The organism is Gemmata algarum (assembly GCF_034097035.1).
In the GTDB taxonomy this organism is placed as follows: Bacteria; Planctomycetota; Planctomycetia; order Gemmatales; family Gemmataceae; genus Gemmata; species Gemmata algarum.
In genome coordinates, this window is the sequence record NZ_JAXBLV010000111.1 from 1 (window position 1) to 14,870 (window position 14,870).

General features: G+C 60.2%; 12 protein-coding genes. All 12 read right to left on the reverse strand.

The genetic code is table 11. The features are described 5' to 3' along the window. Window positions 1-181: 181 nt before the first annotated feature. Entirely contained in the window at window positions 182-1,204 is a 1,023-nt protein-coding gene (locus R5W23_RS10530; RefSeq protein WP_261186137.1) for a hypothetical protein, read from the reverse strand. Between the two features lie 22 nt (window positions 1,205-1,226). Next, entirely contained in the window at window positions 1,227-2,192 is a 966-nt protein-coding gene (locus tag R5W23_RS10535; protein ID WP_320686289.1) for a permease, read from the reverse strand. 85 nt (window positions 2,193-2,277) lie between these two features. Beyond that, window positions 2,278-3,285, reverse strand: coding sequence for a metal ABC transporter permease (locus R5W23_RS10540; protein ID WP_320686290.1), 1,008 nt, complete (start codon window positions 3,283-3,285; stop codon window positions 2,278-2,280). A 17-nt stretch (window positions 3,286-3,302) separates the two neighbouring features. Beyond that, on the reverse strand, window positions 3,303-4,706 hold the full coding sequence (locus tag R5W23_RS10545) for an aminotransferase class III-fold pyridoxal phosphate-dependent enzyme (protein ID WP_320686291.1): 1,404 nt from the start codon (window positions 4,704-4,706) through the stop codon (window positions 3,303-3,305). A gap of 18 nt (window positions 4,707-4,724) precedes the next feature. Beyond that, window positions 4,725-5,267 carry an RNA 2'-phosphotransferase gene (locus R5W23_RS10550; RefSeq protein ID WP_320686292.1) on the reverse strand — a complete coding sequence of 181 codons (543 nt, stop codon included), beginning with the start codon at window positions 5,265-5,267 and terminating at the stop codon, window positions 4,725-4,727. Between the two features lie 2 nt (window positions 5,268-5,269). Then, the gene (locus R5W23_RS10555; protein ID WP_320686293.1) at window positions 5,270-6,565 is read right to left on the reverse strand and encodes a Gfo/Idh/MocA family protein; all 1,296 of its coding nucleotides are present in this window, start codon (window positions 6,563-6,565) and stop codon (window positions 5,270-5,272) included. Window positions 6,566-6,770: 205 nt separating this feature from the next. Further along, window positions 6,771-7,721 carry an acetyl-CoA carboxylase carboxyltransferase subunit alpha gene (locus tag R5W23_RS10560; protein WP_320686294.1) on the reverse strand — a complete coding sequence of 317 codons (951 nt, stop codon included), beginning with the start codon at window positions 7,719-7,721 and terminating at the stop codon, window positions 6,771-6,773. Window positions 7,722-7,765: 44 nt separating this feature from the next. Beyond that, window positions 7,766-8,635 (reverse strand): serine/threonine protein kinase, encoded by an 870-nt coding sequence (locus R5W23_RS10565; protein ID WP_261186143.1) that lies wholly within the window; start codon window positions 8,633-8,635, stop codon window positions 7,766-7,768. A gap of 9 nt (window positions 8,636-8,644) precedes the next feature. Beyond that, entirely contained in the window at window positions 8,645-9,574 is a 930-nt protein-coding gene (locus R5W23_RS10570; RefSeq protein ID WP_320686295.1) for a ferredoxin--NADP reductase, read from the reverse strand. Window positions 9,575-9,690: 116 nt separating this feature from the next. Further along, window positions 9,691-10,548, reverse strand: coding sequence for a sugar phosphate isomerase/epimerase family protein (locus R5W23_RS10575; RefSeq protein ID WP_320686296.1), 858 nt, complete (start codon window positions 10,546-10,548; stop codon window positions 9,691-9,693). Window positions 10,549-10,837: 289 nt separating this feature from the next. Further along, the gene (locus tag R5W23_RS10580; protein ID WP_320686297.1) at window positions 10,838-13,303 is read right to left on the reverse strand and encodes a VIT and vWA domain-containing protein; all 2,466 of its coding nucleotides are present in this window, start codon (window positions 13,301-13,303) and stop codon (window positions 10,838-10,840) included. Window positions 13,304-13,484: 181 nt separating this feature from the next. After that, complete coding sequence (locus R5W23_RS10585) at window positions 13,485-14,864, reverse strand: anti-sigma factor (RefSeq protein ID WP_320686298.1); 1,380 nt, start codon at window positions 14,862-14,864, stop codon at window positions 13,485-13,487. Window positions 14,865-14,870: the final 6 nt, after the last annotated feature.

Here is a 14,870-nt window from a genome sequence, read left to right on the forward strand (position 1 = left end):
CGGGACTTGAGAAGGAGATAATGCCTCAGGACATGGCCGATCTGTTTGCCTATCTCCGAAGCGTCGGGAAGTGAGCACGTGATTGAGCCGACGTGGCGTGCTAGTTTGTCTGTAACCAGAAGGGGCGGCGACGGAGGTGTTCGTCGCCGCCCCTTCTGGCCGGTCGCTGTGGATCGTCCGATCAGAACTCGTACTCGTTCTTGATCTGGTCCTTCGGGATGAGCGTGACATCCGTTACGTCTTGCAGTCGAAGTACCGGAACGTAACGTTCTTCGGCGCCAGGCGCTTTAACGAAGTCGATGACTCCCTTGACGCGAACCCAGTCGAAGTAGTTACGGCTCACGACCTGCGGCGAGATGATCCGCACCTTCAGCATCACCGAGTCCTGACCGCAGCACGTCATCTTCTGTCGGAACAGCGTGAACTGCTTGTCGCTGAGGGGGTTGAACCGCCCTTCGAGAATCGCGGTGCTGCCGGCGTAGGAGCGGCGCTTGTCCTCGCTGAACGCCGCCTCAGTCAAGTCGTTGAACCGCATCTCGATCCCGGCCTGGGCAACGACCGAGTAGACCGGTGGCTTGTTCTTTTCCGTCACTTCGCGGATCTGGAACCCCTTGTCCGTCTGGAGCACACGCACGCGGATCCCGTCTTTTTCTTCCTCGCTCTTCACCGTTGCGGTCGAGGCCAGTTGTGCGAGGTCCGCACTGCTTTGCAGTTCGACCTCGTTGCCGAGTGCGGCCCGCTGTGCGTCGGCGCTGAGCCCTGTGTTCGGAATCCCCAAGAAGTACAGGGTGATCGGGAACACAAGAATCAACATCCGGGCGAACACCCACGACATGTCGTGGCTGTGCCCGTGGTCGTCCACGAGGTTCTCGTCGGTGTTGGGCGCGCCGGGCAGACCCGGGAGGTGGTTGCACGACGCGGTGTGGACGTGATTCTCACGACACGTCGGGTCGTTCGAATCGACCGGCACCAGTTCGCCGGCCTCACGCCAGACCGTAATGGCTCGCAGAAGCACCAGCACAAACACCACGATTCCGCCGATGAGAACCGGCAGGTGGAACTGTGGCGCGAGGATGTGCCGCAGCATGTCGCTGCGGTAAAGTTGGATCGCGACGAACCCGAGTCCCCCGCACACGAATATCGTGAGCAACTGCTCGGTAAAGTAGTCGCGCGGCGACTGACACCCGGCGTGGCTGTGGGCCATGCTATTCCTCCTAAACCGGTGGCTAGCCGGCGCCGGGCGGGAGCCCGGTCCAGTCGTTCACTTCGTACACAAGGTGAACGCCAACACACAGGATGAGTGTCAGTACAATGACACTAATGGTGATTGTCACGATCAACCGCGTGCGGAACACGCGAGTAAACATCAGCACCAGCTTCAGGTCGAGCATCGGTCCGAGCACCAGGAACGCGAGCTTGCCCGATACGTGGAGTTTGGTGAAACTCGCCGCGACGAACGCGTCCGCCTCGCTGCACAGGCACATGAGCACGGCGAGGAACATCATTGCGGGGATCGCGAGCAGCGGCTGGTTAGTTGAGATCTCCTTGACCTGTTCATCGGTGATGTAGATCCGGGCGACAGCGGCCAGCACGCACCCCAAAATCAGGAACACCATGATGTCCACGAAATCGTGCAGACCCGTGGCCGAGATGTTCCCGAGCCGGCGCATGAGCGGCTCGCGCGGTTTCGGTACCGCCGCGGCTTCTGGCTCGGTGGCTTTGATCGGCGGGATCGCGCTCGCCGTCAGCAGCGCGTTGCCGTACTTGCGGAATTGGAGCTGGACGATCAAACCCGTGACGCACGCCACAACGAACGCCAGCCCGACCCGCAGGCCGACCATTTCGGGACCAATTTTGTGGTCCTTGAACGCCACCCAGGTGCTGAAGATCACCACCCCGTTGATGACCGGCCCGGCCAGCATGTAGGCGATGCAGCACGACAGCGGGAGCCCCTTGCGCAGCAACCGCCGCATGACCACGACGATGCCGCACTCGCACATCGGGAACAGCAGCCCGAGCACGGCGCCGATCATGACGGACGGGAGCACCGCCTTGGGCAAAAACTTCGTCAGCGCTTCTTGCGGGAGGAACTCTTCCAGGATGCCCGCAACGACCGCGCCCAAGACGACGAACGGCATCGCCTCCCACAGCACGGAACTGAACCGGAACAGGAAGTCGAGGATACCGGACACAGGCGGTTACTCGTCGCGTGGAAGGTGAACCCGATACGGGTAGTACGCCGGCCTGTGCGTGAGTGTTCACGGCCGCGGCGGGCGGTCAAGGGCATTGTCCGAACGGGTGATCGTCGCCGCAAGGGTCGTCCGGCCCGTGCCGGTGGAACTGCTGGAACTGCCGCCCGCCGAAGATCGGCGCGAACCGGTTCCAGACCGCGACCACCGTCATCGACAGGAAGAACCCGACGACGCTCACCACCACGATGGTACCGCTCGGGCTGAAATCCACTTTCTGATTGCCGACCGAAATCGTGAACTGCGAACTGAGCCAGTACCCGAGCCCGCCCGCCCCCAGACAGAAGGTGATTGTGAGCCAGAACATTTGGCGCAGGGTGCGGGACACGTTCGCGGCGGCGGCGGCGGGGACGATCAAGAGGGCGTTAATCAGCAGCGCGCCCACGGCTTTGATCGACAGGTTCACCACCAGCGCGAGCAAAATGATGAAGAGGTAGTTGTTGAGCGTGACGCTCATGCGCCGGGTGCGGGCGAGGCTCGGGTTGAAGCTCGCGAACATGAGCTGGTTGTAGCGCCAAAGGAAGAGGCCGCACATGAGTACCAGAACGACGCAAAGGTAAACCAGATCCAACTCGTCGACGAGCACGAGGCTACCGAACATGAAGGTTTCGAGGTTCACGCTGCTGACGTTTTGGACCATTTTGGTCAGCATCGCGCCGAACCCCAGCGCGAGCGCGAAGAACACGCCGATGACCGTATCGTGCGCGAGCCCCGTCCGCTCGCGCACGAGAATCATCCCGACCCCGACCAAAACACCGAACGTCACCATTACCAACGGAACGAGCCACGCGGCAGTGGCCTTGTTGTCGGTACCGACGACCAGGACGCTCAGGAACCCCAGAGCGACGCCGGCGAACGCGCAGTGGGCCATCGCGTCGCTGAAAAACGCCATCCGGTTCCCGACCACCATCGCACCGACGGAACCACAAAGCGTGCAGACGACCAGCAGGGCGAGAACGCCCTTGACGACAAACAGGTGCGTACCGACCGCTTGGGCCAGCCAGCCGAGGGCGTCGGCAATGCACGCTTCGGGCATCTTGGACTCCCAGGGAGCTACGCGCTCAGGCGTCGAGCGGAGCGGAGCATGAGTGCAACGGCGGCGGTGGCTTCGTCGGGGGTAATCACCAGCGGAGGGGACACGCGCACCACCTTCTTTGCGAGGGGGCCGAGCAGGTGTATGCCGTCGGACTCCGAGTTGTCACCCTGGTAACAAGCCAGAACGAAGGCATTCGCCCACTCGGCGGCCGTGCGCTCGGCACAATCGCGCATCTCGACGCCCCAAACCATACCGCCGTCCTCGCCGCGAACGTTGGCAACGAACGGCAGTTCTTTCAGGGCGACGAGCCCGCGCTCGATGATTGCGGAACTCGGCTTCATTTGGCCGAGGATGTCCGCACGCTCAAAAGCGTCCAACGTAGCCTGTACGGCGGCACAGCAGAGCGGGTTCGCGCTCCACGTGTCCGATGCTTCGCCGTAGCCGAGAGAATCAAAGATGTCGGTTTTGCCGACCGCAGCCGCAACGGGAATACCGTTCCCAAGCCCTTTGCCTAACACCACAATGTCCGGTTCGAGCCCGTAGGTCTCGAACGCGAACATCGCCCCGGTTCGACCGAAGTTCGCCTGCACCTCGTCGATAATAAAAACTATGTCATGTTCCCGGCAGAACCGCTCGAGGCCCTGGAGGTACTCCTTCGGTGGGTGGTAGGAACCGCCGCCCCCGAGGTAGGGTTCGGTGATGAGCGTGCCCAGCCTCATACCGTACTGATGGCGAAGGGCGTCTAGTTCCTTCTGATACGGTGTAAAGTCGAATGCTTGACCGCGGAGGCTGATGTCGCGACACTCGGCCATCGGGAACGAGATGAACTTGACCCGCGGGTCGCGCTCGGCGTCGGTCTCGCACCCGGTGACGGCATTGGAAAGTCCCTTCTTGCCGTGAAAGCCGTATCGGGTGGCAATGATCATTGGGCGGCTTCGGTCGCGCGCGATGGCGGCCCACAGTGCCTTCTGGATCGCCTCGGACCCCGATGCCGCCCACATGACCTGCTCGAGACGGTTGCCACCGGGAGCGGACCGCATCAACTTGATGAGCCGCGCGCTCGCTTGCACCTCGACCGGCGTAACCGCGTTGTAGGCGGTCATCGGCACTGCAGGAAAGTAGCCAGCCGGTCCGGGGTGGGGCAGGGGGGGCGTCGATCCGTCGAGGGCGGACCACCCCATGTAGCGGAAGTAGGCGCGCGTCCAGGCGCTGGGGTTGTGTCCTAAGTTCGAGACGAGAACGCCGGAGGTGAAATCGTAGAGTCGGCGCCCCTCCGGGGTCCAGTGATAAATGCCGGCGCTCGCGCTCAGCACCGCCTGGGTGGGCGTGAACGTTCGCAGCGAGTGCGGCTCAACGCGCGCCAATTCGGTTCGCCCCGCGTTTGAATCCGGCTCGCGCGGGTGTTGAATGGGTGGGGTCATCGTACCTCTCCGGTGTGGCTACAGCCGAAGGTACTGAGGCGGGACGTGATCCACAAGCCACACCCCGTTCGCGGAGCGGTAAAAGACGTGACCGGCGGTGCTCATTTGCGCCGCAAGCACCGTGAGAACCACGGGCTTTCCGTGGCGCCCGCCCACCTTCCGCGCGGTGATGCCGTCTGCCGAGAGGTGAACATGGTGCCGTGCCATTTTCAGCAGCCCGTCGCGAAGAACTGCTGAAAGATTCGTTTCGGCGGTCCCGTGAAATAACTCATTCGGTGGTTCGACGGGTTCGAATTGGAGCTCGACCTCGGCCGAGTGCCCCTGATTTGCTCGGATCTTGGTGCCGGTGTCATCGATCGCGAAGCGCTGCTTATCACATTTCTCAACCACGACATCGAGATCCTCGCGCGAAATGCGAGTCCCTGCACGTGCGAGCCCGGGGAGAAGGTCCGCAATCGGAACCCATCCTCCGGTTTCGAGGGTGAGTCCGGCGGCTTCGGGCTCGTGCCGAAGCACTTTCGACAGGAACTTACTGATCCGGGTGCGTTGCTTTTCGTCCACGGTTACACACGATTGCGGTAGAGAACGAGCGGCGCGGCGTTTCCCGGTTCGTAAAGCACCAACCCGCCGAACGCCTCGTTCACATTGACCACGCAACCCGGGGTGCCAGTGGCCGCGCGCCCGAGAATCGCTTCGAGCGCCTGCACGATCGCGACGCAGTTGCGGTCGGCAGAAAGGTCGTTGTAGGCGAGGGCGCGCATCGCACTCAGGCGATGAACGCGATCGGCTGCGGGACCTCCGAACTCGACGAACGCCACCTCCTGGAAGAACCGCTCGATGACTTCGATCCCGTAGCCGCGCTGCGAACGCTCGCCCCACGGTTCAAGGAACGTTCCGTTGTAGTGATAGTTCGGAGTGTTCTTGAGTTCGCCTGGGGTGCGATTTTCGACGGTGAGTTCGACGCCACGCTTGCGTTGGTGCGCGTTCCAGACGCCATTGTCGAACCGGAACTGCACCTCCTGATCAACGTAACCCGGGAAATTATCGGGCGTGACCCAACTGGTGTGGATGTCGAAGGCGGCTTCGCGCAAGTCCGGGTGCCGGTACACCACCTGAAGCTGAACCGAGTCCCAGGTGGGACCGGTTGCCGTGCCGACCAAGCCTCGCTGTCCGGTCGCCGAAACGCGGCACAATGACCATTCGGGACCGAAGGTAAAATCAACGAGTTTCAAGTAGTGAACCGCCACGTAAGTAGCCGGATTACGGCCCGTGATCCATTCTGCGAACTGACCACCGCTGATGGATTTGGGCTCCAAAAGCGAGCAGTAACCGTTGTTAACGTGTCGCAGAACGCCGTCTCGATACAAAGTTCGGAGTTTTTTGTGGTCCGGATCGGCAAGTTTGTGGTAAACGACCTTCGCGAGAACACCGTTTTCAGAGGCCAGTTGCGTCAACTCGTCGAGCTCAACAAGGGAAAGCACGGACGGCTTCTCGATCAGGACATGCTTTTTCGCGATCAGCGCGGAACGGGCGGCATCGAAGTGTCTGTCGTCGGGAGTTGCAACACAGACGACATGGCAATCGGTTCGGAGCAAATCCGGGATCGCCGCCACACCCGTGAAGCTCTGAATCTGATGAAGTGCAGCATTCGTAGTTGACGCAACGTAGCGCGATACACGCTCGCCGGTGCGAGACGCAACTGCACTCAGATGGAGATAAACCGGCCCGGTCTCAACAGTGTAGAGCGGGTCGTGACAGCGCCTCTCGAAGACAGGTCGGTACGTTTCGTCGAAAATCATTCCGAACCCGACCATTGCGCAGTGCAACATGGCCGGTGGTGTCTTTACATTGGTTCCCATTCCCGCGGTTCTAGCGAGGCCGCGAGATTTGACGAGTGCTCAGGCGTCTCCGAAAGGACTAAGTATACATAATATCAATTATCAGACGAGACGGTTTGAGTTGCCTGTTTGGGTATTGTGGGCTTGCGACTGATAATGATTCTTATGTAATGTTCGTGGCCACCGTTCCCGGTACGTGTTAAGGTTCCGGAAACGGCTTGAAATGCTAGGAGAAGAAACCCATTCGCCGAAACTTGCCATAGCGCTCTTCTAGAAGAGCGTGATCCGAGAGGTTCGACAACCTCCGCAGTTCTCGTGACAGGTGCGTTTTGAGAATGCCGCCCATGCCACGCGGATCACGGTGTGCGCCGCCCAGTGGCTCCTCGACCACGGTGTCGATGACACCCACGCGACTCAAGTCTTTTGCCGTTAGTCGCAGGGCTTCTGCTGCTTTCGGTTTGGTTTCGTCAGTAGCCACTTTCCACAAAATGCCCGCGCACCCCTCTGGGCTAATGACCGAGTAGTAGGCGTGCTGGAGCATCCCGATCGAATCGCCAACGCCAATCCCAAGCGCACCGCCTGAGCCACCCTCACCGATTACAACGCAGACAATAGGCGTTGCCAATTTGGTCATCTCGATGATACTTGTTGCGATTAACTGCGACTGCCCTCGCTCTTCCGCGCCAATCCCCGGGAACGCTCCCGGCGTGTCGATCAGACAGACGATGGGCAAACGATACTTTGCCGCGAGGTGCATCTTTGCCAGCGCCTTGCGATAGCCTTCCGGATGCGCGCACCCGTAGTAGCACTGCTGGCGCTCGGCCAGGGTTTTGCCTTTCTGATGACCGATGAGCATGACCTTGTGGCCGTCCACACGCGCGAAGCCGGCCCGAATCGCACGGTCGTCCCCGATCGCGCGGTCGCCGTGCAACTCGGCGAACTCATCGAAGACCATGTCAACATAGTCAAGGAACTGCGGCCGGTTTCGGTGTCGTGACACGAGGACCGTTTCCCACGCCGACAAGTTTGAGTAACGTGACTTTTTTAAAGCTGCAAGGTCGCGCCTCAGTTTTCGTAGCGTTTCGCCGGAGTCGGAATCCGGTGCCGACTCCAGACGCATCAGCTCGAGTTCCAGCTCGTGGACATCTTGTTCAAACGGCAACGGATCAGCAATCATATAAATCTCTTCTGGATATCTTTTAATCGAAGAAAGCTCAGTAGTTACATGTCCTCGGTATCTTTTTCCGCGACAGATTTGTATATCTGCTTAACTTTCCGAAGCTCCATCAGCACTTCGTGGAAGTGTTCCGGCCGGTCGGTCCGTTTCTTCGCAAGCATTTTTAACACGAACGCGGAAAACTCGTCGGTCAGGTCCGGGTTGTACATCGACGGAGGCGCAGGCTTCTCTGTGAAGTGACGGCCCAGAAGGTCGTTCATCGACGTGCCACGAAACGGCGGCCGACCCGTTGTCAGTTCGTACAGCGTGCAACCGTAGCTGTAGATGTCGGCTCGGCCGTCTAATTTCTCGTCCTTGATCTGCTCAGGGCTCATGAAACTAGGCGTTCCCTGAGGTTTGCCGGGGCGGTAAAACCACTTCGCAAAGCCAGTGGGAATTTTTTTTGTAATAGCAAAGTCAATGATTTTCGTGTCGCCCAGGGCGTTCACGAGCATGTTGTCGGGCTTGACGTCCCGGTGAACGAATCCGGACGCGTTCATGTACGCGAGGCCGGTTGCTGCGCCCTTGAAAATCTTGCGGGCGTGTTCCTTGACGAAGCTAAAGTCTTTGGCCTGAAGCTTGATCCGCAAACTTCCCGACGGGAAAAACTCCATGATAAAGTGAGGGCTTTCCTTCGACCGATTCACCTTCGTGATGCGGATGACGTTCGGGTGCGTGAGTTGAATCCCGACTTCGGCCTCATTAAACAGGATGCGGCGCTGCTCGGGGTTGTCCGCGGCTTCGGGCAGCAGGATCTTCATCGCGAAGTGACGGTTGCTCTGCAACTCGACCACTTCAAACACTTGCGAGGTTTGCCCGGTTTGTAGCAGCGTCCGCAAGCGATAGCCAGCAAGCGTCGTGTTGATTTCCGCCATCCCGTATCCTCACCAGTATTCTTCAAAGTGGACGTTGCCTTTGAGTTTCCGGGCCGCGACATCGGCCGTAAAACCCCGCGCTTCCAAAATTTCGACGGTTCCGACCGGTGACGGATACCTCACCTCACCGCTGTCCCGGTCGTGCACAGGAACCCCGATCATCCTCGGGTTGCCGCACAGGAAGACGTGAGTTGTTGCCGGATCGAGTTCGGCTCCGAGCTGACGTTCGAGTTCTCCACTCTGAACCAGATCCTGAATGTAAAGCTTCCGTGTGTTACCTAGTTCGCGCGTCGTCAAAGGCACGTACGAATAGTTTGGAAACTTCTGCGCGAGCAATTGGTGCGTGCTTTGGTAGCCCAAATCCCGTGCGTATCGTACACAACAGGCGTTAACAATCTTTCCAGTGTGCCTTCGGCTAAGCAGTTCCCACGTCATGTAGTTATGTGGCGCTTCACCGGTCCCTGTACCGAGAAACAGCACGGTGTCGCCGGGCCTCACTGGGTCGAGTGTGTAATGGCCGGTCACTCGATCACCGAGGTAAATGCGGTCCCCTTCGCTGAGCGCGAACAGCCGCGGCGTTAACGCCGGAACCCGACCGTCCGGGTTTTCTCGAACAAGTACGATGTAGAACTCGAGCCAGTCGCTGTCCTCGAGTCGCAGGAGGTCGCCGTCGTCGTCCAGAATGCCGCAACTCAGGGAATACGCTCGACGCACAACCTTCGTGAAATCTCCTTCGCTGAGTGATTCCGCTTGGCACCCTTCGGTGCGCCGTTCCCAATATCCGAGCCCCAGAGTGCAGTACTGCCCGGGCCGGTGTTCGGGCCGCGGGGCGTCCGGTTTCACGCGAAGAATCATCAGATCCGGGTTGACCAGCCGAAGCGAAACGACGGTCGCGTTGTAGCGCCTCTGGCGTAAGCTCGCGATATCCTCGGCCGTCATACGCGCGTGCCCAGGAAAGTGGAAGAGGTAAGCACGCGCCCTCGCCAACAGGTCTGGCGGGGCACGGCGCTTACCCTTAATTGTACGGCGCATCGGGTAGCACGCGAAGTGGGCAGTCAACCCAGCTTTTCGGCGGCGTTTTTCAGGTACGTAACGCACTTCTTGACATCCGGAGCCGGGTCGTCTGGGTTTGCCTCGTACTCGATCGCAATATGTCCAGTGAACTTTGCGGACTTGAGAGCCTTTAGAACTGCCGGAACGTCCAGATGCCCTGAGGGATCACCGAAGGGAACGTCTTCCCGCTTGTTGTTGTCGTAGTCCTTGAGGTGCAAGGCAAAGTTGCGGTCCCCCATCAGCTTGATCTGTTCCGCCGGGTCGAGTTTTTCGCCGAGCTGTTCCATCCGCAACAGGTGCCCGGTATCGAGGCACGTTCCGATAAGCTTGTGGTGGTCCTTAACAGCTTTTAGGATCACTTCCGCCGACCACCATTGGTGGCGCCCCTTCCCGACCGGGCCGTGCGGATGAATCGCGATCGCGATTTTGTACTCCTCACAGAGCTTGTCGAGGCTGTCGAAGCTGTCCATTGAAGGATCGGCGCTGAGGTAATTTGCACCAATGGCCTTTCCGAACTCGAACAGCTTCCTGTTGGCATCGTGGTTCTTGCTGAACCCTGATACGCCGAAACCAATCGGGGTGAGTTCGTACTCTTTGCAGAGTTTGAGAATTGCGGTCAGTTTCTCGGGCGTGGCGTCGGTTGGGATGTGCTTCGAGAAAAACTCTGCGTGTTTGAGGCCGAGCTGTTTCGTGCGTTTTAGCATGCCTTCCAGGTCGAAGTTACGAAAGGTGTAGCTCTGCACGCCGACAGTAAATCCACCAAAGTCCGGCGCCGCTTGAAGCGACCGTGAAGTCATCAAACAACTCGTGCTGGCGGCGGCAGCGAGAAACGAGCGGCGGGAGAGGTGCCCTGCTTGCATTGTCTTTGGCTCCAGGTACAGATGAACCGGCTAGGATTGTGCCACTTTGCAACGCGAAACGCCATAAGAAAGCGCCCTCTCTCCCCTTGTGAGGCCGTTCTGGGCTTTGGCCTGGGTCGTCGGAGCAAGCCCCCCTCCTCCAAGGGAAAAGGGGGCTAAATGCAACTTCCCGTCTCGGTTAATTATTGGGCGAAAAACATTACATAACTTTTATTATCAGTCTTGAAAGCCCCACAATCGGCGCCCGCGGCAAAAAAGCGGCGGGCGCCGATTGTACCGATTGCACCAGTCAAGACTTCCTGACAAACAAAGCGTCAATCTCGTTGTCTTCGATCTTTTCCTGGCCTTCGCTCAGATCGACAACGAGTGCCGTCCCGCTCGGCGTCACCCACACGAGGTGATTCCCCAGCCGGAACACGTCTTTCATCTGCGGTTGCTTCTCCAGGATGCGGAAATACGCGTCGCTATGGGCCTTCACAGTTACAACCTTCGTGTCTGGCTGAAAGCCGTCGTCGATCCATACCCCACCGATCTCGAGACAGTTGCGACCCTGCACCTGTCGGTTCGCGGTCAAACTCACGCGCTGCTGGTTGCGGAGGTTGTTGGCGGCGCACGACAAATCGACGCCGAGTTGTCCCGACTGGTAGGCTCCCCTTTCACGCCCCTTGAGGGCTGAGTTGGAGTCGTCCCAGGTCTTTTTCTGGACGGCCAATTTCTTGATCTCATCTGCCAACCGAGCCCGCTGAGCAGGATCTGCGTTCGCGTTCAGGCTCTTGAGCGCGTCCTTCACCTGGCGCTCGGTTTCCAGTCCCCGATTCGCTGCGAGCGCCTTCCCGTCGCCCTTTTCGCCCTTCGCTTGCTCTTTTGCAAAATCCTCAACACGTCCTGGCTTGCCGCTCGAACCGGTTGCAAGTCCCGGGGCAAAGCCACCGGACGCGGCGAGCGGCGCCGCCAACGACGCCGGCTCGTTGGCAACACCACCCTTCACCGGCATGGGCGAAACTACCGGCATCGCGCTGTCGGGCACCACCAAGTGTGACGTGTACGGCGTCGCGATCCCGTACCGCTTCGCGACCGACACCACTTCGTCAACCAGTTCCTTCTTCTCGCCGTTCACACGAATCTGATCGAGGATGTATCCCACCTTGCGCCGCGCCCACAGCGGCTCCACAAAGTCCTTTCCGACATCGCTCTCGGTTTTTTCGGGGAAATTGAACTCGTAAACGAGTTGCTGTCGCTCCTTCCCGACGAGACCCGTCAGTCGAACGACCGACGGCCCCTGCCCCGTGTACCGCCCGATCACAACGAGCTGCGTTCCTTGGAACAGGTCCGGCAGCTTGGGCGGATAGATCTCGTGGAGCTGCACGTTCTCGCTGGTTGTCAGTTGCACGTCCGTGAGCACGGGGTTGCTGATCTTCGCGTACAGGCCCGACACCTTCACCTCAATGTCCTCGGCCTCCCGGACGTAAGTGCTGACGGCCCGGGTCGAATCGGCGAGTTGATCGAGCATGGCGGCGTTGACATCATCCCCCACACCGAACGTGAAGATGCGAGTGTTACCGGTATTTTTGGCGAGAACGTTTTTCACGATCTTGTCGGCGTTGGTTTCGTCCACGGTCGGCTGTCCGTCCGTAAAGAACACCATTGTGAACGGGCGGGACGGGTCGCTGGACCGCATTGCAAGTGCGTCTTCGAGCGCGGGCCAGATCGCGGTGCCGCCGCTGGTCTTGAGTCCGTCGATCCACTTGGTTGCGAGCGCGAGGTAATCCTTGTTGGCCGCGACCAGTTCGGGCCGAAACTTGGTCACCGTGGTCGAGAACCGGACCACACCAAACCGGTCCTCGGGCTGGAGTTGCGACAGGCAGAACTTCACCGCCTTCTTCGCCTGCTGCATCTTGATGTCCGACATGCTGCTTGAGGTGTCGAGCACGAGCACGAGATCGCGGGCCGCGCGCTTCTTTTCGGCTTCGACTTGCGGCGAGATCAGGAACAGGAAGTAGCCGTCCTCGGTCTGAATCGGCTTGTAAACCAGGGGACTGAGGCCGATGTCCTTGTCGCCGTGACCATAAAACAGTTGGAAATCCTTGTCGAGAAGCGCCTGGTTTCGCTCGAACGTGACGTTCACCTCTTTGTCGTTCTTGCGGACGGTGTTGACGGCGTGTGTCGGGCTGTAAACGTTCTGCACGGCGTGCCTCGACTTGATGTTGAGGCTAACCGAGAACTCTTCCAAGGTGCGGGTGGCCTTCCCGTCCGTCTTGAGCGGGTACACGTACTCGACGACGCTGCCGTCTTTCGGCGCAACGAATTTGTACGCGAGCTTGATCTTCTGGTCGCCCTTCGGGGGAATCGGGAACACGCTCAGCTTAATCAGGCTGTTACCCAGGTATTCCAGCAGCCCGGGGTCCTGGGTGCGGCGCACCACATCGGTGTACACCTTGTGCGCGTGCTTGGCGTCGAGCAACTCGCCGCCGAGTTCCTTGCCGTTCACCCACATCGTAAACCGGTCCACGCTGGCGCCCTTCGGCACCGGGAACAGGTAAATGGCTTCGAGGTTACGGTCGGTGTAGTTGCGGAACGTCTGCTCGACCGTGGTCAGTGCTACCTGATCGTCGATGACAACAATGACCTTGTGATTCACCATCGCGAGCGGCGGCAACTTCTTGTCTTCCGGGATCAAGAGGCCCGCCGCGCCTGCAGGCGTCGCGCCGAGAAACGCGATCGCGAGCACCGAGAGAGGGAATCGCAGGAACCGCATGTGAAACACCTCCGAACGAAAGACGGTCCGGCCGCAGCGGAACCGCTTTCGTTATGACGAGGTGGCGATGGAAGACGTTTGGAAGGAAGGCCAGACGTTACAAACGGGTTACGGCGAGAAACGAAATGCGGGTCCGAGGAAAAGTTGTTCCTCGAACCCGCGCGGGAAGTCGCATTCGCACTCACCCTGCCGGACGGATGATAATGAGTGCCGGGACGGCTGCGAGCTTGCGAATCCCGCGCTTCTGGAGGTATTGCTTGAGTTCCGGAGACTGAAGCGGGTTTGTGCGCGGAATACCGGGGTGGGTCGTTTGCCACGTCAGCAGCACCATCGGCCTCTCCTGCGCTTTCGGGGTCGGCGGTGCGCTCACTCCGGACACCGACTGAACCACCTGATCGAGCGTGTTGGCGCTAACCGCCTTACCCGGTGTGACGACACGGTCGGACCCACCAACACCGTGCGAACTGTTGCCCGCCGGTCGTTTGTACAGCCCGACATCCACACCCAATACCGTCTTCAGTTCCAGTTCGTCGGATCGCACGACCGCGGCAGCGTGCAGCGAATCACCGACGCGGGGCGAGTATTTGGCGTCTTCCACGGCGATCTTGACGAACAGCGCCGCAAGCTCTTTTGCGGTGAGACATTCGGCGTAGACAACCACCGAGTGAACCTGCCTCTTCTTGAGCCGATCGAGCGTTGCGGCGTCTGCATGGACCGTCACCCCGCTCGCGCGGGCCGCGTGCTGCAACATCTCGACGCCGCGAGCGGGGTCACGCACGAACAGGTCGAAGCGCACCGGTGTAGCGTCCGAGGTCTCGCGCCCGATCGCGTCGAGCAGTTCGTTGCTCACATCCTCGCGACCAAGGTCGGCGACCGGACGAAGGAACGGTACTTTCACTTCGATCCGCTCGAACGGCGGGAGCTTCGGCAGCACCGGGAAGCCGATCAGATCCGGTCTGACGGTCCGCGGAGGTGGCGCCGTGGCGAACGCGACGGGGGGAACCTCGTGCGGCGTCGGAGCCGGCGGCACGGGCGCCTCCCCTCCTCGAACAACCACGCCACGGTCCGTGTGCCTGTTTGCGTCGGTGGCCGGCGACGGCGCGACAGAGGGGACGTTGTGCGGTGCGGGCAGTGCGTTCGACCAGTGGGGCTGAGCGAACTGCTCCGGGGCGGTATTGTTCCGAAAGAACGCGAACGATCCGAGTGCGACGCCGAGTAACAACCCGGCCGCAACAGCCGCGGGCACCCAGGCGCGGCGACGTACCGGGCGTGCCCGGCGGAGCGGAACGATCACCGGTGCCGGGAGTGACCCCGGCCGAGCACGTTGTACGTGTGGCGCCGGGGTGGCCGTGGCGATCTGCCCCATGATCCGTGTGTGCAGGTCGGCAGGCGGGTCAACCTGTGGTAGGGCGAGAAGGCGAGCGCGATCGGCCTGCAACTTCACGAACAAGCTCTGGGCCTCGGGGGAAGAGGTGAGCAAGGTGCGGAAGGCGCGGGCCTCGTCCGCGGACAGTTCCCCGTCCACGGCAGCAGTAATGAGTTGAAGTTGGGAAGCAGTCATAATCGG